At 35.1% G+C, this 24011-nt stretch carries 20 protein-coding genes; 9 read left to right on the top strand and 11 right to left on the bottom strand.

The features are described 5' to 3' along the window. Positions 1 to 38: 38 nt before the first annotated feature. The gene (locus tag ESV24_RS09710) at positions 39 to 3053 is read right to left on the bottom strand and encodes a tetratricopeptide repeat protein (protein ID WP_111816335.1); all 3015 of its coding nucleotides are present in this window, start codon (positions 3051 to 3053) and stop codon (positions 39 to 41) included. A 226-nt stretch (positions 3054 to 3279) separates the two neighbouring features. Between ESV24_RS09710 and ESV24_RS09705 the strand changes: the two genes are divergently transcribed. Further along, complete coding sequence (locus ESV24_RS09705) at positions 3280 to 3741, top strand: tail fiber protein (protein ID WP_111816336.1); 462 nt, start codon at positions 3280 to 3282, stop codon at positions 3739 to 3741. Between the two features lie 97 nt (positions 3742 to 3838). Then, positions 3839 to 4522 carry a cell division ATP-binding protein FtsE gene (locus tag ESV24_RS09700; RefSeq protein ID WP_111816337.1) on the top strand — a complete coding sequence of 228 codons (684 nt, stop codon included), beginning with the start codon at positions 3839 to 3841 and terminating at the stop codon, positions 4520 to 4522. A 17-nt stretch (positions 4523 to 4539) separates the two neighbouring features. Here the strand turns inward: ESV24_RS09700 and ESV24_RS09695 are convergent, their stop codons facing one another. Continuing rightward, entirely contained in the window at positions 4540 to 6171 is a 1632-nt protein-coding gene (locus tag ESV24_RS09695; protein WP_111816338.1) for a S8 family peptidase, read from the bottom strand. Between the two features lie 100 nt (positions 6172 to 6271). Here ESV24_RS09695 and ESV24_RS09690 point away from each other — a divergent pair, with 100 nt between their 5' ends. From ESV24_RS09690 to ESV24_RS09680, 3 genes are read left to right on the top strand one after another with little or no spacing between them, the layout of a single operon-like run. After that, positions 6272 to 7018, top strand: a complete 747-nt coding sequence (locus ESV24_RS09690) for a class I SAM-dependent methyltransferase (protein ID WP_235004037.1) — start codon at positions 6272 to 6274, stop codon at positions 7016 to 7018. Beyond that, positions 7015 to 7911 carry a glycosyltransferase family 2 protein gene (locus ESV24_RS09685; RefSeq protein WP_111816339.1) on the top strand — a complete coding sequence of 299 codons (897 nt, stop codon included), beginning with the start codon at positions 7015 to 7017 and terminating at the stop codon, positions 7909 to 7911. Before ESV24_RS09690 ends, ESV24_RS09685 begins: the two co-directional genes overlap by 4 nt. Further along, complete coding sequence (locus tag ESV24_RS09680; RefSeq protein ID WP_111816340.1) at positions 7904 to 8833, top strand: glycosyltransferase family 2 protein; 930 nt, start codon at positions 7904 to 7906, stop codon at positions 8831 to 8833. The genes ESV24_RS09685 and ESV24_RS09680 overlap by 8 nt, the downstream gene beginning before the upstream one ends. Before the next feature lie 22 nt (positions 8834 to 8855). Here the strand turns inward: ESV24_RS09680 and ESV24_RS09675 are convergent, their stop codons facing one another. From ESV24_RS09675 to ESV24_RS09665, 3 genes are all read right to left on the bottom strand, one after another. Further along, the gene (locus tag ESV24_RS09675; RefSeq protein ID WP_111816341.1) at positions 8856 to 11273 is read right to left on the bottom strand and encodes a T9SS type A sorting domain-containing protein; all 2418 of its coding nucleotides are present in this window, start codon (positions 11271 to 11273) and stop codon (positions 8856 to 8858) included. 82 nt (positions 11274 to 11355) lie between these two features. Continuing rightward, the gene (locus tag ESV24_RS09670; RefSeq protein ID WP_111816342.1) at positions 11356 to 11769 is read right to left on the bottom strand and encodes a sugar 3,4-ketoisomerase; all 414 of its coding nucleotides are present in this window, start codon (positions 11767 to 11769) and stop codon (positions 11356 to 11358) included. After that, the gene (locus ESV24_RS09665) at positions 11756 to 12868 is read right to left on the bottom strand and encodes a glycosyltransferase (RefSeq protein WP_111816343.1); all 1113 of its coding nucleotides are present in this window, start codon (positions 12866 to 12868) and stop codon (positions 11756 to 11758) included. The genes ESV24_RS09670 and ESV24_RS09665 overlap by 14 nt, the downstream gene beginning before the upstream one ends. A 44-nt stretch (positions 12869 to 12912) precedes the next feature. On the opposite strand from ESV24_RS09665, the gene ESV24_RS09660 reads away from it, so the two are divergent. Then, the gene (locus ESV24_RS09660) at positions 12913 to 14052 is read left to right on the top strand and encodes a glycosyltransferase family protein (RefSeq protein WP_111816429.1); all 1140 of its coding nucleotides are present in this window, start codon (positions 12913 to 12915) and stop codon (positions 14050 to 14052) included. On the opposite strand, the gene ESV24_RS09655 is transcribed toward ESV24_RS09660, so the two are convergent. From ESV24_RS09655 to ESV24_RS09635, 5 genes are all read right to left on the bottom strand, one after another. Beyond that, positions 14049 to 15032: a hypothetical protein gene (locus ESV24_RS09655; protein WP_111816344.1), complete on the bottom strand. Its 984-nt coding sequence runs from the start codon at positions 15030 to 15032 to the stop codon at positions 14049 to 14051. The genes ESV24_RS09660 and ESV24_RS09655 overlap by 4 nt on opposite strands. A 162-nt stretch (positions 15033 to 15194) precedes the next feature. Beyond that, positions 15195 to 15755, bottom strand: coding sequence for an acyltransferase (locus ESV24_RS09650; RefSeq protein WP_160110618.1), 561 nt, complete (start codon positions 15753 to 15755; stop codon positions 15195 to 15197). A 7-nt stretch (positions 15756 to 15762) separates the two neighbouring features. After that, entirely contained in the window at positions 15763 to 17058 is a 1296-nt protein-coding gene (locus tag ESV24_RS09645) for an O-antigen translocase (RefSeq protein ID WP_111816346.1), read from the bottom strand. After that, positions 17059 to 18159: a DegT/DnrJ/EryC1/StrS family aminotransferase gene (locus ESV24_RS09640; RefSeq protein WP_111816347.1), complete on the bottom strand. Its 1101-nt coding sequence runs from the start codon at positions 18157 to 18159 to the stop codon at positions 17059 to 17061. It abuts the gene before it with no gap. Then, complete coding sequence (locus ESV24_RS09635; protein ID WP_111816348.1) at positions 18156 to 19139, bottom strand: GNAT family N-acetyltransferase; 984 nt, start codon at positions 19137 to 19139, stop codon at positions 18156 to 18158. Before ESV24_RS09635 ends, ESV24_RS09640 begins: the two co-directional genes overlap by 4 nt. 100 nt (positions 19140 to 19239) lie before the next feature. Between ESV24_RS09635 and ESV24_RS09630 the strand changes: the two genes are divergently transcribed. Further along, complete coding sequence (locus ESV24_RS09630) at positions 19240 to 20529, top strand: hypothetical protein (protein ID WP_111816349.1); 1290 nt, start codon at positions 19240 to 19242, stop codon at positions 20527 to 20529. After that, on the top strand, positions 20526 to 21671 hold the full coding sequence (locus tag ESV24_RS09625) for a glycosyltransferase family 2 protein (RefSeq protein ID WP_111816350.1): 1146 nt from the start codon (positions 20526 to 20528) through the stop codon (positions 21669 to 21671). The genes ESV24_RS09630 and ESV24_RS09625 overlap by 4 nt, the downstream gene beginning before the upstream one ends. A gap of 7 nt (positions 21672 to 21678) precedes the next feature. Here the strand turns inward: ESV24_RS09625 and ESV24_RS09620 are convergent, their stop codons facing one another. After that, complete coding sequence (locus ESV24_RS09620) at positions 21679 to 23172, bottom strand: hypothetical protein (RefSeq protein WP_111816351.1); 1494 nt, start codon at positions 23170 to 23172, stop codon at positions 21679 to 21681. Positions 23173 to 23287: 115 nt separating this feature from the next. Between ESV24_RS09620 and ESV24_RS09615 the strand changes: the two genes are divergently transcribed. Then, a complete protein-coding gene (locus ESV24_RS09615; protein WP_111816352.1) occupies positions 23288 to 24007 on the top strand; it encodes a glycosyltransferase family 2 protein in 720 nt (239 codons plus the stop codon). Positions 24008 to 24011 lie beyond the last annotated feature (4 nt).

The raw sequence follows: 24011 nt of genomic DNA, 5'->3' as shown, positions 1-24011 counted from the left end.
TTTCACCACAGAGGCACAGAGAGCACAGAGGATATTTGTTAATTTCCTGTTTCTACAGAAGAATTGGTTTTCGCTTCTGCGTTTTTGATTACGGCGAGTTCGGCTTTTGCTTCCTCAACCACATCGGGATAATCGGTGAAATTTTTGGTTACACTTTCTAAAATGTATGTGGCTTGGTAAGCGTCTTTCAAAGCGTAAAAATTCTTCGCCATCAGCACCAAACCTTTGGCACCGTAAAGTTTGTAGCTAGAATAATCCTTCGCCAATTTTTGCACGGAAGTGTTTGAGCCTTCAAAATTTCCTTCTTTGTTTTTGAAATAAGCATCGAAATAAAGCGCTTCTGCAGCAAGTTGGCCGGTGGCGATTTTCTGTACTTCGGCGTAAGCGGTTTTCGCTTTTGCCTCGTTATTGGTTTTTATCGCCGAACGGGCGATAATTACTTGTGCGTCACTCTTTATTGAATTGTCAATTTTTGAATTTTGAAGCACTTTTTCTGCATAATTTACAGCTTCGGCATATTGCTTCAACTCATACGAAGCCTTCATACTGTTGGTCTGCGCAAAGATGACGTTCTGCGGAAAATCTGCTCCGGTTTCCAAACGCGTTAAATATTTTAAAGCATTTTGGTAATCCTTTTTGCCCAAATACAATTCCGAAACCCGCGCCAAAGCTTGTTCTGTAAATTCGCTTCGTTCGCGATTCACCACATATTCAAAATGTGGAATGGCTTGATCGCTTTTTCCATCGGTGAAATAAATCTGGCCCAAATAGAAATGTGCATTTTGTGCGTGTTGGCCATTTGGGAATTGCCTTAAATAATCCTCAAAACGACCCTTCGCCTGTGATTGATTGTTTTCTAAATAAGGTTGTTCGGCGGCCAAATATGCAGCATCGTCCATTTCGGTATCGCCCACTTTCACGTAATCCAAGGTTTTTACCCAACGTGCATATTCATCAACATTTCCTTGGTCTATGTAAATGATTTTTGCTGAAGAAACGGCTTGCAAAGCTTCGGGAGTTGAAGGAAAATCCTTAGCCACTCTTTTGAAAATAGCTAAAGCTTCATTGCTTTTTCCTGTGTTATCATAAATCAAAGCTTTTTTTAGCAATGCTTTTGAAACGAAACTGCTGTTTGGAATGTCGCGAACCAATTGGTCGTATGCCGAAATTGCCTCATTGGTTTTGTTTTGCGCCACGTAGGTATTTCCCAATTCATATAAAGCATCATCGCGATAAACGGATTTTGGATATTGTTTTATGAAAACAATCAATTCCTCAACTTTTTTATCGGGGCGATCCACAAAACCATAACTGATGGCTTTTTGAAAATCGGCATAATCATTATCGCCGCCCATTTCAGCAGCTGCGTTATAGTTTTCCATTGCTGGCCAATATTGACTGGTCACAAAATAGCTGTCGCCCAAGCGCAAATAAGCATCTTTTTTTCGTACAGTTTCAGCGGACGAAGAGCTGACGTAGCTTTTGAAATTTGAAATAGCTTCGGTATAATTTTTAAGTTTGAATTGGTTGTACGCCAAATTGTACTTCAAATTTTTATTTTCTGAAGTATTTTGCGAGCCGGGCATCTGTGCAAACTTCTTATATCCAGTCAACGATTTTTCAAAATTTGAAAGTTGGTAATCGCTTTCAGCTTTCCAATAAGTAGCGCGGGCAGCAAAACTTGGGTCTTGCGATTCTTTCATGCTTTTATCAAAAAACGAAATCGCTTCGTTGTAATTTGTTTCGTTGTAAAGTTCAATTCCTCTATAAAAAGCTACTTTTTGATAGGCTGCTTTGTCAGCAAAATTTTTGTTGTTCTCCAACAAATCCAATGCTTCTTTGTAGTTTTTTGAAGTAATGTAACTATCAATCAGCAATTTTTTCAGCTCGTCGTTGTTGGTGTTGTTAGGGTATTTTTCAATAAACGAAAGCAAAACCTGCGGTGTGCTTTTATAGCTGTTCCCTATTTCATAACTCAATTTTGCGTAATTCAAATAAGCATCTTCCTGAATTTCTGCGCTGAAATCCATTTCCGAAGCATTTTTAAAAGCATTCAATGCTTCCTGCTTTTTATTGAGCTTTAAATAACTTTCCGCCAAATGATAATAGGCGTTTTGGGCAACAGCGTTCTTTCCGTCAACAATTTTGTTGAACTCGCCAATTGCATTTTCGTAATTTTCTTGTTTGTAATAAGCGTAGCCTAATTGGTAATAATCGGTATTGGACCACTTTCCGCGCGTGCCTTTGTATTTCTTTAGATAGGGAATGGCTTCGTCATATTTTTCCAGATTAAAATAGCTTTCCCCAATAATTTTTGAAAGCTGGCTTTGTTCCTGCGGATTGCTTTTGCTAAACTGCTCCTTCCCCATATCAATGGCTTTTTGAAAATTGCCCAGCTTGAAATTCATATCGGCTTGGTAATAACTAAGATCTTCGGAGTAGCGCTCCTCACCTTTTACTTCCTCAAAATTTTTATTGGCTTCTTCGTAATCATCACCTTCGTAAGCGATAAAACCCAAATAATATTTCGCCTGAGAGCCATATTTGTGTGAAGTGGAAACTTTGTTGAAATAGCTTTTCGCATCATCATATCGCTTCGCTTTAAAATATGCGTACCCATTGTTGAAATTGAAACGTTCCTGCTCGCTTCGGCTTAAACTTCCCTCATCAACTTTATCATACCATTTTTGGGCGTAGGAATATTTTCCATTTTCGAAATAATAATTGGCAACATCTATAAATGCAGAATTCCTCTTCAAACTCGTTGGATATTTCTCCACAAATTCTTCCATCAACTGGTCAGCATTTTGCTGGTTTAACCTAACTGCCGCATTCGCAATGTAATAGGCGCAATCGCTTTGTACTGTTGCATCAGTATTACTGTTTTTTATTTTGTCGAAGAGACTTTGCGCAGCTAAATATTGCCCGTTATCGTAGAGTTCCAACGCTTGGTTGAACTCAGCGAGGTCGTTTGTGTATGCTGCAGTTTGCTGCGAGAATGATGAAAATGAGAGGAATAGAAAAAGCGAAAAGACAAGAAAATTCTTTATCATTATTTACAGTTTTTGTGGCGTAAAGGTATTTAACTTTAAATGTAGCTTTCGGCGATACTGTAAATTTTTAAGGTTTAATTAACGAATGATTTTTAATGAAAATTCTTAGCAATATAACGGCACAAAAGTGAAATAAGTATGTATTGTTAAAGAGATTTTAACATACCCCGAACATCTTAAAAAAAAAATGTAATTTTAAAAAATTAGAAATTCTAATCACATTGTTATGAACAGATTATTGATTATTGGATTTTTTTTATTTTCGATTTCCGCCACTTCGCAGCGCAATCCATTTAAAAATATTTCAGAAAAAGATGGCAAGATCGGCATCGGAACTAGTTTCCCCGACGAACTTTTGACTGTAAAAGGTAAAATACATACACAGGAAGTATTGGTAGATTTGGATGGTGCCGTGGCTCCAGATTATGTGTTTGAAAATTATTACTCAGGTTTTTCTGAAGCAATGCCTGAATACAAATTAATTTCCTTGGAAGAATTGGAAGCGTTTTTGAAGGAAAACCACCATTTACCGAATGTGCCTTCAGCTAAAGCGATGCAAAAAGAGGGAATTTCACTAAAAGAAATGAATTTGATTTTACTTCAAAAAATTGAGGAGTTGACGCTTTACACACTTCAGCAGCAAAAGGAAATTGATGCTTTAAAAGAAAAGTTTCAGAAAATAAAATAAGTAGCAGTATTCAGTTGCAGTTGGCAGTATTTCAAATTACTTTTGTTTCATGCTTTAAGCTTTTTCCATAATCGTAAATCTACAATCTCAAATCCAAATGGCCGATACCGTATTATTTTTAAAAGATGCTTCCATTTATCAAGGAGACAACTTAGTACTTTCTGATGTTTCCGTTTCTGTGGAAAAAGGTGAATTTGTTTACCTAATCGGAAAAACCGGAACCGGGAAAAGTAGTTTTATGAAAACGCTTTATGGCGATCTACCACTGCAAGAAGGCGAAGGCAATATTGTGGGTTATGATTTGGCTACTTTAAAAGAAAACGACATTCCTTTTTTGAGAAGAAAACTAGGTGTAGTATTTCAGGATTTTAAATTGCTGAACGACCGCACAGTGCATGATAATCTTAATTTTGTACTCACTGCTACGGGATGGAAAGATAAACCGGCAATGGAAAGTAAAATAAATAGCGTGTTGGACAAGGTTGATATGAAAACCAAAGCCTTTAAATATCCCTATCAGCTTTCTGGCGGCGAGCAACAACGTGTTGCAATTGCACGTGCGCTATTGAACGATCCAGAATTAATTCTTGCAGACGAGCCAACTGGAAACCTCGATCCGCAAACAAGCGTGGAAGTAATGGAAGTATTACGCGAAATAAATAAAAACGGCAATACTATTTTGATGGCAACACACGACTATGCCCTATTGCTAAAATATCCCTCCAAAACACTGAAGTGCGACGAAAACCAGATTTTTGAAGTGGTGCAGAAAACTGTTTAGTTGATGGTTGATGGAAATTAATCATTTAAAATACTTGGATCGCGAAGCTGCAACTCACATTCCTTTTTAAGTGACGGATTTATTTTTAAATGGATTTTGCCTAAAGTATTCGGTTTTAGAATAGTATTTTCAGAAATCACAATACTTTTTTTTGAAGTAAGATCCAAAGTTGCTTCTTCTGTAAATTCTTGGTTTTTCATTATTATTTCAGAAATAGAGCTAAGCTTAAAATCCCATCTACTGAAACGCTGATTTTCAATTTTAACTGGTTTCTCTTCAGCAAACATGTCAAAAACCATTTCTACTGCGCCACCTGTATTGAGTATTCCTGCCCCATACATTCCTGCGTAGGGTTTGTTAACTTCAATATCGTCAATATTTGTGGCTGTCATTTTTAAAATACTTTCCACTTCGTCCGCTGGCAAGCAAGGATAGAGCGAGAACATTAACGCTATGGTTCCTGTAACCAGAGGAGCAGATGGTGAGGTAGCCTCAAAAGGAATGTAAGCAATCTTATTGTTTTCCGCCGTGCGTGAAAATCTTAAGATACCTACAGATGGCGCCAGTAAATCCACATCTTTATTTAGGGTTGTTATGGATATCGGCCAAATTTTCGCCTTCTTTTTAGGATCATTGTCCTCAAAACCTACGGTTCTGCCCACATGTCCCATTATGTTTTCGGCATAATATTCACCAGACTCCAATAGTATTATATTATCTTCTATATTTTCATATTTATACATTCCAGAGGAAACTGAAATTACATGATCATAAGAAGCGGGATAATAGGATTTTTTTCCAAGTGTTGTGGTCCAAGGCCTGTTGCCTGCAGCTGCAACAATTATAGTTCCCTGTTTTAGCATTTCATTTATCTCTCCCTGTACTTTTTCGGTTGAATATGTGCCCAGCCAGCTGCAGTTAATTACTCTGGCCCCCGCATCTGACAGATCCTTTAGCATTTGCAAAGTCCGGAAATTGCCATATCCAGTGGTGTAAATGCTACAATCGTAACAAACCCCAGGCACACCATAACCGTTATCACCTTGGCCAGCAGCTATGGAAGCAACGCTCGATCCGTGACCTTTAGCTTCAAACGACTTTTTGAATTCCGTAGTTTTTCCTTTAAACTCAACATTTGTAGTATCTACGGTACCGTCAGAAATTCCTATAACTGTGTTTCTATCACCCGTCGTGTAGTACCAAGCTTTGGGTAGTCCCAGAAAATCCAGATAATCCAGGTTTACCTTAAAACCTTTACTATCACCAATGGTACTGGTAAGACCGTAATCATTAGGTTCGAAGATTTTTCTATCTTCTTTTGAAATTATTTCACCAGATTCAAAAATATCTGAAGCGTTTAGCAGCAAATCCTGAAGCAGACTTTCTTTATCTGCTATCACAAAAAAGGTTTTATAAATATCTTGCTTCTTTGAATTTTTCTGGGTTTTATTAAAAGTCTTGATTTGATAGTTTTTAAGCCCAGCCTTGAGTTTGGAATCTTCCCCAGTATAAATTATATATTCACCTTTTTTTTCAAAGGAAGGGGTAAAAGAAGTATCGCGGGCACGAATGTAAAACCAAGTTTCATCTTGCGCTTGGGCAGAAAAAGTGATTAAAATAAGAATGGAAAACAACAATAAATTGCGCACAGGCTTTTTTTTTAAAGGTACTTATTTTTTCAAAAGCGAAAGTAATTCGGAATAAATTGTACACCATTTGAAGTAGAAATTTATCTGCAACCTAAAAAGAATGCTGTATTTTAGCAACATGTACCAAGCCTTAAAAAAAGTAGCGCTTTTTGTGGTACCAAAAAGATTCCTTTTTGAAAATGAGGTTTTTTTTCGGTCAATTTTTGCTCTTCACCTTCGTGGGAAAAGCTTTGAATGCACAGTTTGTGGTTGTGGTTTAAAAAAATTTATAACAATTCCGGATGGAGATCTGCTGTGCCCGTTTTGCGGCAGCCGTTCGCGTACTCGCAGACTCTATTCTTTCTTAATAGAAAACGATTTTTTTCACGGAAAAGTTCTGCATTTTTCGCCTTCACGAAGTGTTTACAGGAATTTGAAGACAAATCCAAATATAAGCTATTTCAGTACCGATTATGAAGATGAGTTTATTGCTGAATACCGTTATAATATTACCCAAATTCCGTTGGAAAACGATTTTTTCGACCTTATTATTTGCTATCATATTTTGGAACATATTGAAAACGATAAAAAGGCAATGGAGGAATTGCACCGCGTTTTGAAACCTGGTGGAACTTGCATAATCCAAACTCCTTTTAAAGAGGGAAAAATTTACGAAGATTTTGCAAAAAAGACTCCCGAAGAAAGGCTTGATGCTTTTGGGCAGGAAGACCACGTGCGTATTTATTCAGTGGTAGGATTGCAGGCACGGCTCAAAGAAAATGGCTTTCAAAATGTTGAAATCGAAACTTTTTCGGCAAACGAGCGTTTCGGGTTTATGGAAGAAACTGTACTGATCGCTAAAAAATGATTTCCATCCTCATCCCAACATATAATTACAACGTTTTTTCATTAGTAAAAAACTTGCACGAACAATGCGAAAGTGCAACGATTGTTTATGAAATTTTGGTTTTGGACGATGCTTCCACCGATAAAAAAATTGTTGAAAAAAATTTAAAAATCAATTCGTTGGGGAATTGTAGTTTTCAGGTTTTGGACAAAAACATTGGCAGAAGTAAAATCCGTAATCTTTTAGCGGAAAAAGCAAAGTATGATTGGTTGCTTTTTTTGGATGCAGATACATTTCCTTCCAATACGGAATTTATAGCAAACTATGTAGCGTCATTTTCTGAAGAATCTTCCGTGATTTTTGGAGGAATTGAATATCCTAAAAACAACGCTGAAAATTTCAGTTTGAGGCATAAATACGGAACCGAGCGCGAAAGCCTTCCACTTTCTGTACGCCTTAAAAATCCGTACCGAAGTTTTATAACTATGGGTTTCGCCATTAAAAAGAAGGCATTTGAAAAAATAAAATTCAACGAAAACCTTGCGGGTTATGGCTATGAAGACTCCGTTTTTGGTTATGAACTTCAAAAAAACAACATTCCTCTTTTACATATTGACAATCCCGTGATCCATTTAAATTTGGAAACCAATGCCGAGTTTATAAAAAAGTCGCAGCTTGCACTTCAAAATTTGTTGAATTTTTATGAAACCGGCGCGATTGATGGTGAAACCGTTAAAATTCTAAAAACATATTTAAAACTTAAAAAACGTAACCTTCTTTTTGGTGTGCGTTGGTTTTTCAATATTTCGAAAAAAAAATTGCACAAAAATCTTAATTCTCCAAAACCCTCACTATTACTTTTTGATTTGTACCGCTTGGGTTACCTTAGTTCTTTAAAAGCAAAAGATGCCTAAGTTTTCGGTAGTCATATCAGTCTTTAACAAGGAAAATTATATTGCCGACACTTTAAAAAGTGTTTTGGCACAGACGTTTACTGATTTTGAAGTCGTGATTCTAAACGACGGTTCCACAGATAATAGCGAGGCCGAAATTTTAAAATTTAAGGATCCGCGTATTCGTTATTTTTCACAAGAAAACAGTGGCGCATCGGCTGCCCGAAATTTTACAATCCAGCAAGCTGAGGCAAATTATATTGCATTGATGGATGCTGATGATTATTGGTATCCTTTCTATTTGGAAGAACAAAATCGATTGGTAACTGAGTTCCCCAACGAATCCGTTTTTGCTACTGCTACCGAAATTAAGCGCAACAGAAAAACTTTTAAAAACAGTTATTCTATTAGAACCATTGGAAAAGATGTTGTTCTTGTGGATTATTTTGAAGCGAGTCAATTAGATTCAATCTTGTTGAGTATTTCCACAGTTTTAAAAAAAGATGTTTTTGAGAATATTGGATGGTATAATCCAAAAATTAAAAGTGGTGAGGATACTGATCTTTATGTGAGAATCGGCCTCAAATACAAAGTGGTTTTTAGTCCAAAAGTCTGTGCGACATATGTGGTTCGGAAAAACAGTTTATTTCAAAGTGTAAAAAAGTTTGAAGAAAAAGCAAATTTTGAAGCTTATGAAATTTATGAAAAAGAAAATTCCGCACTAAAAAAATTTCTGGATCTAAACAGATATTCGCTCTGCGTTTTGGCTAAAATAGAAGGAAACAAAACAGCTTTTCAGAAAAATTTTCAAAAAATAAATCAGGAAAACCTCAGTAAAAAACAACAATTTCTGCTCCGTCAAAACAAAACCATTTTGAAGTATCTCTCCAAAACAAAAGATAATTTGGAGAAGTTTGGCTTGCGCTTAGGCACCTTTAAATAATTTGAACTAATTTTTAAAAATCCTATTCCTTAATCAGAGTTTCATTATCTACAATATCTCCATCACAAATCAAAAATATTTCATATATACCGGTTTGATAATTTGAAACATCCACAGTGGTTTCTGATATAGAAGGATTAATTATATAATTGTTTGATACCCCAGTATTCTGATTAACAATCGAAATGTAAGCAGAAGTCACATTTAAAGTTTGATAATCAATTGTAAGAAGGTTTGAAACTGGATTTGGAGATATGCTTTCTATGTGATGTGGAGTGATAATAACTTCAATAGAATCATAATCCTTAAAACCATCAACATCTATTATTTCAAGCTTATAAGTTGTAGAGAAAGTAGGTGATACTGTAAAATCTTCGCCTGAATATATGAGATCTCCATTAGAATCGAACCAATTATATATTACTGACTCGCTGATATAATTTGCAGTTAATGTTACTGTTTCATTTTCCATAATTTCTTGGTCGTCACCAGCATCAGCATCAAAATTTTGTTTCTCAGATTTCCTTATAACAAAAGTCTCTCCGCCAATGATTTCATTAGTTATTGAATTTCTTTGTATTAAATGATATTTAAATTCATTTTTATTTGAAAGTTCATCTACTAAGAAATTAAAGGATAAATAAACTGTTCCGATTTCATTAGCATCAAGATTTATATTTTCAAGTTGAGCATTATTGTTTATAATAGCTTTTACTTTATCATCATGAGTATTATTAATATTACTTATAGCACTACCTCCTTGAACCCATCCATCATATATTATATCATCCATTTGTATTGAAACTTCAGCTTCTTGATAAACTGCATTTCCTGTTTCATTACTATCATTTACTAACTCTAAATTAAATGAACTTTCCGCATTATACGGATTACCAATTGCAACAGCAGCACCATAAGTGGAAATAGTATTAGGAATTATGTCTATAATTGTAGTGTTTTTCCAAGCAATATTATTATTATTTCTAACATTTTCAACAATTGAACTTCCTTCAACAGTTATCATAGGATCATCAGAAGATTCTATTCTTGCAAGTAAACAAAAATGCCAAGGGTTTGGATTAATAAAAATATAATCTTGAGGGTTAGGCACATTCCATTCTATCTGCAATGTTCTATCCTCACCTGGTCTTAAACGTGGTATTTGGACTTCTCCAATTATACCACCCATTACGACATCTTGATTATTCTGGTCGTCATGCATAAACAATGTCCCATCCCAATTTTGTGGCCAACTTAAAGAAGTGTTTGCTTTAGCCCAGTACAATTTTAAGGTGTCATTTCCTGAAGAAAAATCACAACTTTTATTATTAATTTTAATGTAAACATAATTTGGATTATTTGGGTCATATTCAGGATTTTGATGTTCTTCTATTCCATCTGGCTGATTTCGAACCCAAATATCATCACTATTCCATAAATATTCAGTATTATTATCTGGCTCCTCTCCAAAATCTTCTGTACTGTTTCTTATATGTAAATCTAAACCCGGCTTATCACAAAAGACAAAATCATCCCAAAATACATTTACAAATCCATTTTGGCTATTTACATAGTTGATTAATTCGGAAGATGTATATAATTTAAAAGGGCTTATAACAGAAATACCTTCTGGGTCTGGATCATAAGGATGTCGGGTCCAGTTATGGATATCAAATAAATTAATAGGTGAATCTCCATCTGGAGTTAAGATAATTTTAAAAATACCGGAATTTATATCTCCAACTTCGTAATATACTTGAAGGGTAAGCCATTTTCCAAGAGGAACCTCAAAATCATTATTTATATCATTCCACACCAACCACCATTGATTTGTATTAATATTAAGGCGTCTAGCTGTTACAGCAAATCTAAGTTTATCCGTATTAAGGTTCTTTTTAAGATTCATTGAAATACTAAATGGGTAAGGATCATTAGTTGGTACCCAAGAAGGATTATTCCAAAATTCCATTAAATTAAACCAACCAAAATCAAATGAATTATCTTTCAATGACTCAAGAGTATTAGGCAAAAATAGCCGTACAGAGTATGTGAATTTTTGAAAATAATTGGGATCCATTACTATATCCGACTGAACTCGTCCTTTTATTGCTCCGTCTTGAAGATAGGGTTCACTTATCCAAAACTGAATTGCATTGTTTGCAGGAAAGTTAAAATCAGGATCAGTCATAATCTCCGCTAGTCTCATATTATTATCTCCCCCGCCATAATTTAAATGAAACTCCTCAATTACAGAGGATTCTAAATCATCTTCCCAATTATTATTGAACAAATAACTCTCGTCTGTACCGATAAGATCGTCAAAGTAAGAAAACAAATGAGTTCTTTCAGTATTAGGCTCAAATCCTGATCGAAAAAACAGTTTCGGATTTTGAGCAAAGGAGAAACTAGTTATAAGTAGCAAAAAAATTAAATTTTTCATATTTGCATTAATTTAACATTTTGAATGTTAAATATAAATAAAATCTGATAAAAAAAATAATTTATGAAAACTCGGGCTTCGATTAGGCACCTTTAAATAGTTTAAAATCTTCATATTCCCTAATATAATCGCTTTCCAGAAATTTTCCCGAAGAAAGCACCAAACACACCGCCCCAGAGGAAAAATTCTCGAGCTCCCTCCATATTCCGGTAGGTATCAACAATCCTTTATTTGGTTTGTTGAGCGTTATTGCTTTTTTGTTCTCCCCATCATCCAGAATCACCTCAAAACTTCCGCTTAAGGCTATTAAAAATTCCTGCTGCTCCTTGTGCGAATGACCGCCGCGATAGGCGTCGCTTGGCACATCGTACAAATAATATACCCGCTGAACGGCATAGGGCAACAAATCGCCCTCAATTACCGAAAGATTACCTCTTGGATCGGTTATTTTTGGGATGTCCCTTAAATCTATGTCGTCTATTTTAGTGTAATCCATCTTGCAATAATGAGTTCCATTTTTCAGCTAGGTTTGCCATTGAAAACCGAGCCACGGAGGGTTTTGTATTGGGTTTAATTTCGCTATAAAACTTGTCTTCAAAACAAATTTTCCGCAAAGCATTGGCAAATAAAGATAGGTTTCTTTCGGGAATGAGCAAACCGTTTTTTTCGTGCTGCACAATTTCCGAAGGTCCAGAAACAATATCCAGAGAAACCACGGGCGTTCCCAAAGAAAGTGATTCTACGAGCACCATTGGGAAACCTTCATATTTGCTGGTGAGCGTCACACAACGTGCGTTTTTTATAATATTGAACGGATTTCTTTCAAAGGGAAGAAATAAAATTTGACGTGCACAATCTTTCGATGCAGCCAACTTTTGAAGTCTTTCTTTATCCGTTCCATCGCCCAAAATAACGAGTTGAAAACCCTTTTCCCAAACTTTTGATTGCGAAAAAGCTTCGATCAAAAACGAAAAATCCTTTATGGAATCGTCCAATCTTCCGTAAGAAAGTATGTACTTTTTATTTTGAAGTATTTCAGGAAGTGCTTCGTTTTCCTCTACCCAAGCAGGATCGAAGGCATTGTGGATTGTTATGGAATTGTTTACTCCTTCCTTTTTTAAAATTTCTTCTTCAATATATTTCGATACCGCGACGTTAAAAATGTTATTTTGACAGATTTTTGAAAATGCCGACGGATTTTCAGTAAGATATTCCGTCTTTTTGGAACTGTGCACCACATAAATCTTTTTCATTTCGCGGTAGATGTATTTCGAATAAAAAAGTTCGCGATCAAAGTTATTTTTGGGGCGGTGATCTATAATTACATCAAAGGCTTCCTTTTTTAGATAATTTCGAAATTTTCTGAAACGCAGCATTCGCTTCACCATAGAATCATTTCCACTTTTCAGTTTTCCCAGATTCAGCATTTTTCCACTGAAAGGGTAATCAATTTCATCGTTCAATATTACCAAATGCACTTCATGACTGTGCGCTTCAAGCATTTGTGAAAGCATAGCGCAAGACCGCTCCAAACCGCCTTTTGCAAGCGAAATGGAAACAAGGCATACTTTGAATTTCTTTTCAGCAGGCATCATTAATTATTGTGTATTTTTGGTTGCACAAGGCAAATATAGCTTTTATGAAAATACTTTTAGTGGGCGAATACAGCAGGTTGCACAACTCTTTAAAGGAAGGATTGCTGGCATTGGGTCACGAAGTAACGCTTGTTTCAACAGGTGACGGCTTTAAGAGTTTCCCTTCAGATGTTTTGCTGCAACCAAAATATGATTCTGGTTTTTCAAAAAAAGTGAAGGTTTTGTTTTTTAAACTTTTTGGAATTAATATTACTTCAAAAGCACTAAAAAATGAATTTTTTCAAAATAAAGAAAAATTTCAGGGTTTTGATGTTGTTCAATTAATCAATGAAAGTCCGCTGGGCATTTTGCCGAAACACGAAAAAGAAATCATTTCATTTTTAAAGAAAAGTAATAAAAAACTACTTCTACTTTCCTGTGGCACAGATTATCTAAGTGTGAAATATGCTTTTGAAAAGAAATTTCGCTATTCCATTTTCACTCCCTTTTTTGAAGGTAAAATTTCTGAAAAAGAATTTTTTCCGGTGCTGAAATATTTAAAACCTGAATACAAAGATTTGCACCAATTTGTTTTTGAAAAAGTTGACGGAATAATTGCTTCCGATCTGGATTATGACATTCCACTGCAGGGAAATGAAAAGTATTTAGGGTTGATTCCAAATCCTGTAAATACTGAAAAATTAAAATTTAAACCATTTGCTTCAGAAAAAAAAATAACCATCTTCCACGGTATCAATCGCGCTAATTATTTTAAGAAAGGAAACGATTATTTTGAAGCGGCACTTGAAAAACTTCAACAAAAATATCCATCAAAAGTTGAAGTTATTACTGTTGAAAACATTGCGTATTCTGAGTATATTGAAAAATACAATGCTGCGCATATTATTTTGGACCAAGTGTTTGCTTTTGACCAAGGTTATAATGCGCTGGAAGCAATGGCAAAAGGGAAGGTTGTTTTTACAGGTGCTGAAAAAGAGTTTTTGGATAATTACAATTTAAAGGAAGACGAAGTTTGCATAAACGCCATTCCGGATGTGGATTATTTATTCCGTAAAATGGAACTTTTAATTTTAAATCCTGAAAAAATATCTTTCATTTCAATCAATGCACGGAAATTTATTGAAAGGGAGCACAATTATATTTCTATCGCCAAAAAATATCTCGCTTTTTGGGAAACGTCTTAAAACGGCAAATCAATGGATTCCGGATTAATAAAATCCTTTGAATATGGATTTTCAAGAAAACTAAGCGGTGGTTTTTGGAATTTGAGAATATCTTCTCTTTCAATACCATAGACTTGCCAATAATTTGCAAGTAGTTGGGCAAATATATTCTCATCCCAAAACCCAAATAGGGGTTTGCTGCCAATAACTTTAGCCGGAAGCGCTTCTATTTTAATGCCATCATCTTGGTTTTCAATTTTGTATTCAGCCTTATATTGATATATATAATCTGAATAATGAAATCTAGCGTATAGCTCTTCAAACTGAATGGGATGTAGCGTGTGGCTTTTAATTTTATCGAGTATATCTTTTTGTTTCTCCCCAATTACACCATTGTCCTGCAAGCACGCTATGATTCCAAAACCATTTACGCCCATGGAGAACATTAAGTTTACGGTATCATCGCGATAGCTAAAAATATCTGATGAATATTTCAGCTGAAAAATGCTGATGCTCCAAGGTTTTTTTCCAACAAAAGAAACTGGTTCTATAAGTGATTGGAGCATTAAATGAAAATTACCAAAGCGTTCCTTTAGAACTGCAGAAAGCTGAAAATCCTCACCTTTTTTTAGAAGTCTGTCTCTTTCATAAACCATCTCGTAGTATAATAGGCCATAAACTATCCTACCGGTCCATTGGAAAATAAGCTCTTCGTCTAGAGATGCCATTCCTTCAAAACCTCCTTTGTAGGCCGCTTGAATTTTTAAATCCAACTCCTCGAAAGCCTCTTTTACTTCGAGAGAACAGGGCAATTCAAGATCGGAATAAGTGTAGGATTTGGTTTTGTCCATCATCTCAATCTTTTCTTCACCGAACTTAAAATGATCCATCAGCCATCCGGGGAAAACGCTCATAGTTTCCGTTGTCAATTTGCCCGAGAGGAAGCAAAAATGTTCGTCAAAAATTAAATCTTCAAATGGATTAAAAAGTGTTAGGGACATAAAACAATTTTGAAAAAATTTCCTGCAAAGGTAATGATAAAGCCTTGCTTGTTTTGCCCTATTCAGTAGAGACTATCTTAAGAGATGATTTTTTTTGCTTAATGTGGACAGGAAACACAAATCTATAAGAGATGTAATGTAATATTTAAAGATTTAGAAAAGCTAAAGATCCTTTAAGATTTTTGCCGGAACACCTCCAATAATCACATTTTCTGGAAAGCTCTTTGTAACAATAGATCCATTGGCAACGACCGTATTTGCGCCTATTACAACTCCTTTTAGAATTGTTACATTATTACCAATAAAGACATTTTCGCTAACAATTACTTCCTGCGGAAAAGGATCTGTTTGGAGCCTATTATTTTTATTTAAATCATGAAAGTCACTATCTGCTATTTGGCAATTATATCCGATCAAAACATTATTGGCAATGGTTATTTGCTTTTCAGATATTATTGAACAAGCGTTATTTATATGAACATTGTCACCAAAAGTTATAGTTGCATTTTGGGTTCTTGCCTCAATATAAGCATAGGAACTATAGAATTTAGGAGAGTTTATAACTCCAAAATTAACATTGGAGCCAAATACCAATCTGCCCAGACCATTGCTAAGTACAGGTTGATGGGCAGTATAATTTCCTTCTTTATTCCTATTATTTGAAAGGAAGGAATACTTGAATATTCTTAAAGAGCGATATATTTTTATTAAAAAATTCTTCACGTCTTTATTAATTGATCTTTAATTTATTTTCTTGTTTCCTAAAATAGCGTATTACCAAATATAATATTACACAGAAAGTAATTAAGCACCTAATAAAATGTGCTATTACCACACCTTCTACTTCATATTTCCCAACCAAAAAGTAAGCTAAGCCATAAAATACTGAAAGTGATAAAATTTCGGTGAATATAAAATTGAGAACCAACTTTTTAGCCAAAAACTGATGTGCCAACACCAGTGAAGCCAAGCGGACAAAATCGCCCATAAGCTGCCATTTAAAAAGAGAAGCCATTTCTATTTGGCCAGGATATATCAATTCTATGATTAGATTTCTGAATAGATATATTAGAACCATTCCCACTGCAAATAGCGGTAAAAGTGTTTTATAAATTGAAAATAATTCTGATTTAAATTTGTCAAAATCATAAATTCCAGCAAATTTAGGAATTACGTAAAGCGTAAATATGGAACTTGAAAAAACCATATAATTCTGAGAAATAAAGGTCATATTGGTCCAAATACCAGCATCTCTTCCAGATAATCGTTCATCGAGCATACTCCGAATATCTATCTCCACAATGGGCAGTAATATGGACGATACGAAGGACATTATTGTAAAGGCCAATAAACTTTTTGCAATTGGAGCGCGCAGTCTCAAGTTTTTGAAAGGTATATATTCGCGTAATACTTTATAAAAAAAGAAGAGCATAACCCCTACTTGAATAACCGGAGTTACGGCAATAGCCACCAAAACACCATCCAAGTTATATTGAAACAGAAAAATTACAGTGAGCGTTATACTTACAAGATAACCTATAAGATCAATCTTGGCGTATTTTTTATACTCAGATAAACCGTTGATAACTCCATTAAAAACCCTTTGAACCGCTATAAACGGAACAACAACGGCAGTTAATTTTATCAAATACTCAAATTCTGTAGTTGAGAATAAATAGCCACTTAACTCTTCAGAAAAAATAAAAAGTAGCAATCCAGTTGTAGAAGCGCCAATAATCACGAAAACAAAGATTGTGGAAAACAATTTGTGAAGTTGCCCACCATCATTTTTATATTCCGCAATATATTTTACAACCCCGTTGAAAGTTCCCAATGATGCCACAGACATTAAAAACTGTGATAAGCTTCTAAGCTGACCTATTTTGTATTGTCCAACGGGGCCAACATATTCCGTCAATAACCGCTGTACTAATGCTGAAATAAATAGCCGCACAATAATAACTCCCGCATTCAGCGATGTCATTTTCAAAAGTAAATTACCTCGTATAAAGGATGGTATTTTCACCTAATATTTGTTTAGTACTGAAATAATCGTATCAACCTCTGCCTCGGAAAGTATCGGACTTATAGGAATACTAATAACTTCCGCATGGATTTTTTCAGTAACCGGAAACTTCAAATGTGAATATTCTAAAAGTGCTTCTTGCTTATGTGGCGCAATTGGGTAATGAATTAAATGGCCAACTCCATTTCGGTCCAAATAATCTATAAAATCATTTCTCCTTTCCACCCGAACCACAAAAAGATGAAAAATATGATCTACATCTCCACTCCAAAAAGGCAGCTGTATCTTATCATTTTTTATTTCAGAAATATACTTTTTGGCAATTTTTCTTCGGTGTTCATTGTCGCTGTCCAAACTTGGTAATTTACAGTTCAAAAAAGCAGCTTGTATTTCATCAAGTCTTGAATTGAAACCCACCAACTCGTTTACATATTTTGTGGAAGCTCCATAATTTCGAAGTTTTTTTATTGTCTCTGCAAGTTCATCATCATTGGTCGTAACCGCTCCCCCATCACCCAAAGCACCTAAATTTTTGGTAGGGTAAAAACTGAACCCAGCCGCATCGCCAATATTACCGGCAAGTTTTCCTTCGCTATTTTTAGCACCGTGAGCCTGTGCCGCATCTTCAATTACTAGCAAATTATGCTCTTTTGAAATTTTCAAAATTTCGTTCATCGGTGCAAGTTCACCATAAAGATGTACTGGCATTATAGCTTTCGTTTCTTTTGAAATGGAATTTTTAAGTGACTTGATATAGAAATTATAAGTGCGTAATTCCGCCTCCACCAAAACAGGTATTAGGCCAGCTTGTTTTATTGCTAAAATTGTGGCAATATAAGTATTGGAAGCAACCAAAACCTCATCATTGTCTTTCAGTCTTCCGAGGATTTTGTAGCCCTCTAAAATCAACCGCAGTGCATCCAAGCCATTCCCAACGCCAATACAATGCGCCGTTCCGCAATAGTTTGCAAAATTCGCCTCGAAAAGTTTTACCTGAGATCCCAAAATATAATAGCCAGAATCAAGGAATTGCTTGAAACTATTTTGAAATTGCTCTTCAAAACGATGGTTTATGGCGTGTAAGTCTAGAAATGGAATCATATAAAAACGGATGCTAATTTTTTATAGTTTGCGGTTTTCACCTCGTAAAAAGGTAGTGCAATGCTTCTGGCTCCAAAACATTCTTTCCAGTATAACAAGCCTTCGTTCACATTTCTCCCCTGGTTTTCATTTGAAGTTCCAAAGTCAAAAAACCGCTTTTCATTAAAGCGTTTGGTTATCAAAAATTCAAAAAGAAAATCCAGTGTTCCCAACTGTTGTTTGTCTTCATTTGCCGAAATATATTGAACATGGGCTACCGTCTCAGTTTCAAAAATAGTTGCGCCTCCCACAATTTCATTTTCTTTATAAACGTTGAACTGGATTATATTTTTAGGGAAATTCTCTGCAAGCTTTACAATTTCGTTCAAAGAATGCAGGGGTTTCGCTTGGTGACGCAATGTTAAATTTGGAATCAATATATTTTCCCAGAAAACTTTAAATTCATTTTCTTCCACAATACGCAGTTTATTTTTTTCGGCCTTTTTTAAACCTTCCAATCGGTTAGCTGCTATTTTTAAAGGATTTTGGTTATCAATAACACTTAAAACATCGGTGCGAACTATTTTTGCGGAAGTTGTGAAAAGCAAATAGTCCATTTCATCTGAAGGGAGCAAATTATATATTTTCGGCAACATTTTTAAATGTAGTTTCTCGATTCCCGCTTCATTTAAAAATTGAAGAATACTACTAAAAATTAAAGCGGCTTCCTTCAATTTTGTTTTTTTGTGAAACACCACACCACCGTAAGTCAATCCTTGATGTGAAAAAACCGTCTTGCTAGAAATATTTGCGGGGAGCAGTGCAACAACTTTCTCTTTTTTCAAAACCAGCAAAGAATAATCCTCAAACCTATCAGAATGGTATTCCATAAATTCCCTTTGAAACAAAAAGGTGCCATTTTTGGAAACCTGCAGAAATGCCTGCCACAAAAATTTATCTTTCGGAGTATATTTTTTTACTGAAAATGTATTGCTTTCCAATTGATTTTCTTTTTTAAAAAAGGCTTTAGGTATAAGAATGTAAAGCTAAAATTTATTTTTAGTTTTACAGTCTCACAAATAATTAAATAAAACCATCAAATTGTTCAAATATTCTCCAAGAAAATTAAAATTTTCAGCTTTTGATGGCTTGCTTTTCGTAATCTATCTGGCCGTTTTCACCTATTTTGTAATTCAGCCAGCCATATATTCACCAGACACCAACACCTATTTTAGGGTGCATTTTTACAGGTTTCCAGGCTATGGTCTTTTTTTGAGAACTTTTGACCTACTCTTCGGAAACTTTTTTGATACGGCCGTGGTTGCATTTCAGTTACTTTTAGGTCTTATAGCAATTACAGTACTATCAAAAACCTGCCAACGCCTATTAAAATTAAACGTTTGGGGATATCTCATATTGCTGATTTTACTAATATTTCCCTACTTCCCACCACTTTTGGTAGGAAACAACTTAACCTCTGAAGGACTTTCCTATCCGCTTTACCTATTTGTGATAGCTTTCGCCATCGATTTTTTGTTTAACAATCAGTCAGTGAAATTGCTTCATCTTTCGGCGGCGTTCATCTTATTGTGCCTTACGCGCGGGCAGTTTATAATTGTGGCGCCAATACTGGCCGTTTTATATATTTTAAAAGAACGAAAAAACATACTTAGCAGGCCGAAACTGTTTTATTTAATCATCCTATTCCTACTACCCATTATTTCGCAAACACTAGACAGAGGCTATCATAAAGCAGTGCATGGTTTTTTTATAACCACGCCCTTTAGTTATGTAAACGCACTTACACTGCCCTTATTTGTTTCTGAAAAAAATGATGCAGAAATGTTTAAAAATGAAGATGAAAAAATACTTTTTCTAAGAACTTATAAAACAATCGATAGTCTAGGTCTTCTAAGTTCAAAAGTTTCTGGCGATGCTTCGGAAAAGTATATGGTATTTCACAATAATTTCCCAGTTATTTGTAACCGAACCTTCCACGGTCCGGGAATGGCTTATTTTGAAAATAAATCTGACAAACTGGGAGAAAAAGTAATTTTGATTGAAAAAGCAGCCAAGGAGATGCTCCCTGTTTTGGTGAAAAACAATTTTAAAGAGTACATATCCATTTACTTTGAAGGGATATTTCACGGTTTTAAAGGCATCTTGATTTCCGTTTTTATATTGCTACTACTTGTTTATAGCGCCATAATTACGTTCAAAAAATGGACACTTTATAATGGCCTGTTGTTGTTTGCAACATTGCTAATTGTTTCCAATGCAATGATTGTTGCTTTTGCTTCCCATTCCATTATGCGATATTTGTTTTATAATTACTTTTTTGCCGTTTTGATAGGCATTATTTTATTCAGAAAAATAACTTCAAAAACATGAATGTAGAACTATCTGTTGTAATGCCCTGCCTTAATGAAGCTGAAACGCTTGCTGTTTGCATTAAAAAGGCTCAAGGTTTTTTTGAACATGAAAATATTACTGGCGAAGTAATTATTGCCGACAACGGAAGTACAGATGGTTCACAACAAATCGCGAAAGATTTAAATGCCGCGGTCGTGAACGTTCCGCAGAAAGGCTACGGCAGCGCCCTACGCGGAGGAATAGAAGCCGCCAACGGAAAGTTCATAATTATGGGCGATGCTGATGACAGTTATGACTTTAATAATTTGATGCCGTATCTTTCAAAACTTCGCGAAGGAAACGATATGGTAATGGGCAACCGTTTTAAAGGCGGAATAAAAAAAGGAGCAATGCCTTTTCTGCATAAATATCTTGGAAATCCTGTACTTTCCTTTATTGGAAGATTGTTTTTTAAAAGTAAGATTGGCGATTTTCATTGCGGCTTGCGCGGTTTTAGTAAAGAAGCATATTTCAAAATGGAGCTAAAAACCACGGGAATGGAATTTGCCAGCGAAATGATAGTAAAGGCAAGCCTTAAAAACCTGAAAATAGCAGAAGTACCAACCGTTCTTTCTCCAGACGGTCGCTCCCGCCCACCCCATTTAAACACTTGGCGTGATGGCTGGAGGCATTTAAGGTTCTTGGTTCTCTACAGTCCCAACTGGCTTTTTTTAATTCCTGGGTTGCTATTGATGGTTTTCGGCCTAATAACCTCCACTTTTTTAGTTAGTGGTCCAGTTTCCATTGGTGCTGTAAATTTTGGCGTTCACACACTTCTCTATACTTGTGGTTTTGTGCTAATTGGATTTCAGTTTATTCTTTTTTATGGTCTTACAAAAGTCTTTACCGTAGAAAACGAATTGCTTCCAAAATCAAACAAATACGACCGTCTTTTCAAATTTATAAATTTGGAAAAAGGGCTGGTCGTAGGTTTATTACTTGTTATTGGGGGTATAGTTTTGAGTATTTTGGCCTATGCAGATTGGCAGGCCATAAGTTTTGGGAATATTGAAAACACTTCTGTTTTTAGAAGGGTTATTCCTGCAGTTACTCTAATGCTTTTGGGCGTTCAGGTTATATTGTTCAGTTTGTTTTTTAGCATTTTGGGGCTGAAGAAATAGTTGACTATTAATTCTGTCTTTCTACGCAAATAATGTTTGTGAAAGCATATTCCGGGGTTAACACTGTTGATTCTATACTATCCATTCTTTTCAATGTTTCCAATGTCCTGTTCTTAAACGAAGTTAAAATATAAACTTTTCCGCGTTCCTTCAGCTCTTCGGAAATATCGGTGATGGTATCAATTTCACGAAAAGGAATTTCGTATTTCCGAAGGTATAGATCTGTGGAAGGTTGATCCCGTTGATCATACTTCACAACAGGAAAATCATTGTAGATTTTGTCCAAATAATTCAAGGTACTGTCTTGTTTAAAAAAACTTCCCAAATAATAATTTCGGTATAAATCCTGTGATTCTATATTATTATCAACCATACTTTTTGAAATAACAGCATCATTTTTATCAATTTCATTTAAAAAAACAAAAACACAATAAACCGAAACCAAAGCTTGCAAAATCCGCGTTTGGTATAATGGCAGATTGTTATCTATAAATTTTATAATGGGAACGGTCAGCAACATACAAAATATGGGTGCCAAAGGAATAAAAACTCTTGGGAAAGGCGCTTTTTGGTGAAAGAATGAAAGCACAAAAGGCACAAAGAAGAGAGCCGCCAAGAATAAAAAATAGTATCGCTCTTTTGTCGAGCTCTTTTTATAAAAAATAAATAATCCTGGAAGCAGTAACAGCAATAGAAGGAATCTACTTGAAAAAAAATCAAAAACCGCAATTCTTAAAACATGAAAGGAATAAAGCAAACCAAACGGCCCGCGGTTGGAATATTTATTAAATATTACATCCTGCAAAACTGGCAAATACAATAGAAAAGCTACAACCGCTCCGATAAAAACGGCAACCATGGCATTAAAATAAAGCTTTGAAACCACGTCTTTTTTTCTGTAATAATGCAACCAACTAAAAAAGAGAAGAAGTCCAAAAGCCAACAAAGCATAAAGGTTGGAAGGTATAGTGTACAGAAGAAGCAAGCTTGAAATTAACACCACAAGAAGCGAAAAATTTCTTTTGGCTGCCATGTAACTCCACGAATAATATACCAACATTATAATAAAGAGTGCACTCATATTATAGCCTCTTAATTGTAACGAAAAATTCATATACGGAATGGTGGTAAAAAGAATGGCATACAGAAGAAAACTACTTTTATAACCAAAAAAATGCTTCAGAATACGAACCGAAAAAAAAACTGTAAACAGGGAAATAACTAACTGAAATCCTCGAAAAATATAAGTATGCGTCTCTACCGCAAAAATTTCGCGATAACCAAAAACCCTTGAAATTAGCTGAGTGGTGAAATTGTAAAAAATATGGTTGTTGGGTGCCGGATAATAAAAGAACGTAGTTGAAAAATCCTTCAAGGCAAATTCTTCCAGTGAGTAAACTTCGTCATACCAAAGGTCATAATCAATAAAATGATAGCACCAGATAGCTAGAGGAACAAAGCCCAATACCGTTAATAGATAAATTACAGTTTTCTTTTTCATCAGAATTTGTAGCCAAAAGTAGTTATTTTAATGCATTCGTTCCCTTTTTCTCAATAGGGTTCAATTATTAAAATTTAAAAGAATAGATGCATATATTTGCCGTCAAATCTTTTTCATGGAAAAAACGCTTTCTATAATTGTTCCAGCCTATAACGAAGAGAATACAATTCTTGAAATTTTAGGCATACTGTACAAACTTGAGCTACCTAACAACCTCAAAAAAGAAATTGTAGTTGTTGACGACTGTTCTAAAGACAATACCTTAAATCTTATAAAAAACTTTATTCAGGATCACACAGATCTTGACATACGCTTCTTCTCGTTTGAAAAAAACCAGGGTAAAGGTGCTGCATTAAATAAAGGCATACAAATGGCAAAAGGTGATTTTATAATTATCCAAGATGCAGATTTGGAATATGACCCGAATGAATATTCCCTTTTGCTGAAACCAATTCTGGAAAACAAGGCAGACGTGGTTTATGGCTCTCGTTTTATGGGTGGCAACCCACATAGAATTTTGTTTTTTTGGCATACTATAGGAAACAAATTTTTAACTTTTTTGAGCAACATGTTCACCAACCTGAACTTAACAGATATGGAAACCTGCTACAAGCTTTTTAGAGCAGATATTCTGAAAAGTTTGGATTTAAAAGAAAAAAGATTTGGCTTTGAGCCTGAGGTAACGGCAAAAATTTCGCGCGTAAAAAAAATACGCATCTACGAAGTTGGAATATCCTATTACGGCAGAACTTACGAAGAAGGAAAAAAAATAAACTGGAAAGACGGGCTGTGGGCGCTTTGGTGCATTCTTAAATACAATGTGTTTTCCAGATAAAGCT

It is taken from the genome of Aequorivita lipolytica (genome assembly GCF_007997135.1).
Classification (GTDB): Bacteria; Bacteroidota; Bacteroidia; order Flavobacteriales; family Flavobacteriaceae; genus Aequorivita; species Aequorivita lipolytica.
This window is presented reverse-complemented; position numbering and strand designations above follow the sequence as displayed.

Excerpts from the sequence above, each read along its gene's own strand:
- ESV24_RS09710 (WP_111816335.1), bottom strand. The coding sequence starts at position 3,053 with ATGATAAAGAATTTTCTTGTCTTTTCGCTTTTTCTATTCCTCTCATTT.
- ESV24_RS09705 (WP_111816336.1), top strand. The coding sequence starts at position 3,280 with ATGAACAGATTATTGATTATTGGATTTTTTTTATTTTCGATTTCCGCC.
- ESV24_RS09700 (WP_111816337.1), top strand. The coding sequence starts at position 3,839 with ATGGCCGATACCGTATTATTTTTAAAAGATGCTTCCATTTATCAAGGA.
- ESV24_RS09690 (WP_235004037.1), top strand. The coding sequence starts at position 6,272 with ATGCTGTATTTTAGCAACATGTACCAAGCCTTAAAAAAAGTAGCGCTT.
- ESV24_RS09685 (WP_111816339.1), top strand. The coding sequence starts at position 7,015 with ATGATTTCCATCCTCATCCCAACATATAATTACAACGTTTTTTCATTA.
- ESV24_RS09680 (WP_111816340.1), top strand. The coding sequence starts at position 7,904 with ATGCCTAAGTTTTCGGTAGTCATATCAGTCTTTAACAAGGAAAATTAT.
- ESV24_RS09675 (WP_111816341.1), bottom strand. The coding sequence starts at position 11,273 with ATGAAAAATTTAATTTTTTTGCTACTTATAACTAGTTTCTCCTTTGCT.
- ESV24_RS09670 (WP_111816342.1), bottom strand. The coding sequence starts at position 11,769 with ATGGATTACACTAAAATAGACGACATAGATTTAAGGGACATCCCAAAA.
- ESV24_RS09665 (WP_111816343.1), bottom strand. The coding sequence starts at position 12,868 with ATGATGCCTGCTGAAAAGAAATTCAAAGTATGCCTTGTTTCCATTTCG.
- ESV24_RS09660 (WP_111816429.1), top strand. The coding sequence starts at position 12,913 with ATGAAAATACTTTTAGTGGGCGAATACAGCAGGTTGCACAACTCTTTA.
- ESV24_RS09655 (WP_111816344.1), bottom strand. The coding sequence starts at position 15,032 with ATGTCCCTAACACTTTTTAATCCATTTGAAGATTTAATTTTTGACGAA.
- ESV24_RS09640 (WP_111816347.1), bottom strand. The coding sequence starts at position 18,159 with ATGATTCCATTTCTAGACTTACACGCCATAAACCATCGTTTTGAAGAG.
- ESV24_RS09625 (WP_111816350.1), top strand. The coding sequence starts at position 20,526 with ATGAATGTAGAACTATCTGTTGTAATGCCCTGCCTTAATGAAGCTGAA.
- ESV24_RS09620 (WP_111816351.1), bottom strand. The coding sequence starts at position 23,172 with ATGAAAAAGAAAACTGTAATTTATCTATTAACGGTATTGGGCTTTGTT.
- ESV24_RS09615 (WP_111816352.1), top strand. The coding sequence starts at position 23,288 with ATGGAAAAAACGCTTTCTATAATTGTTCCAGCCTATAACGAAGAGAAT.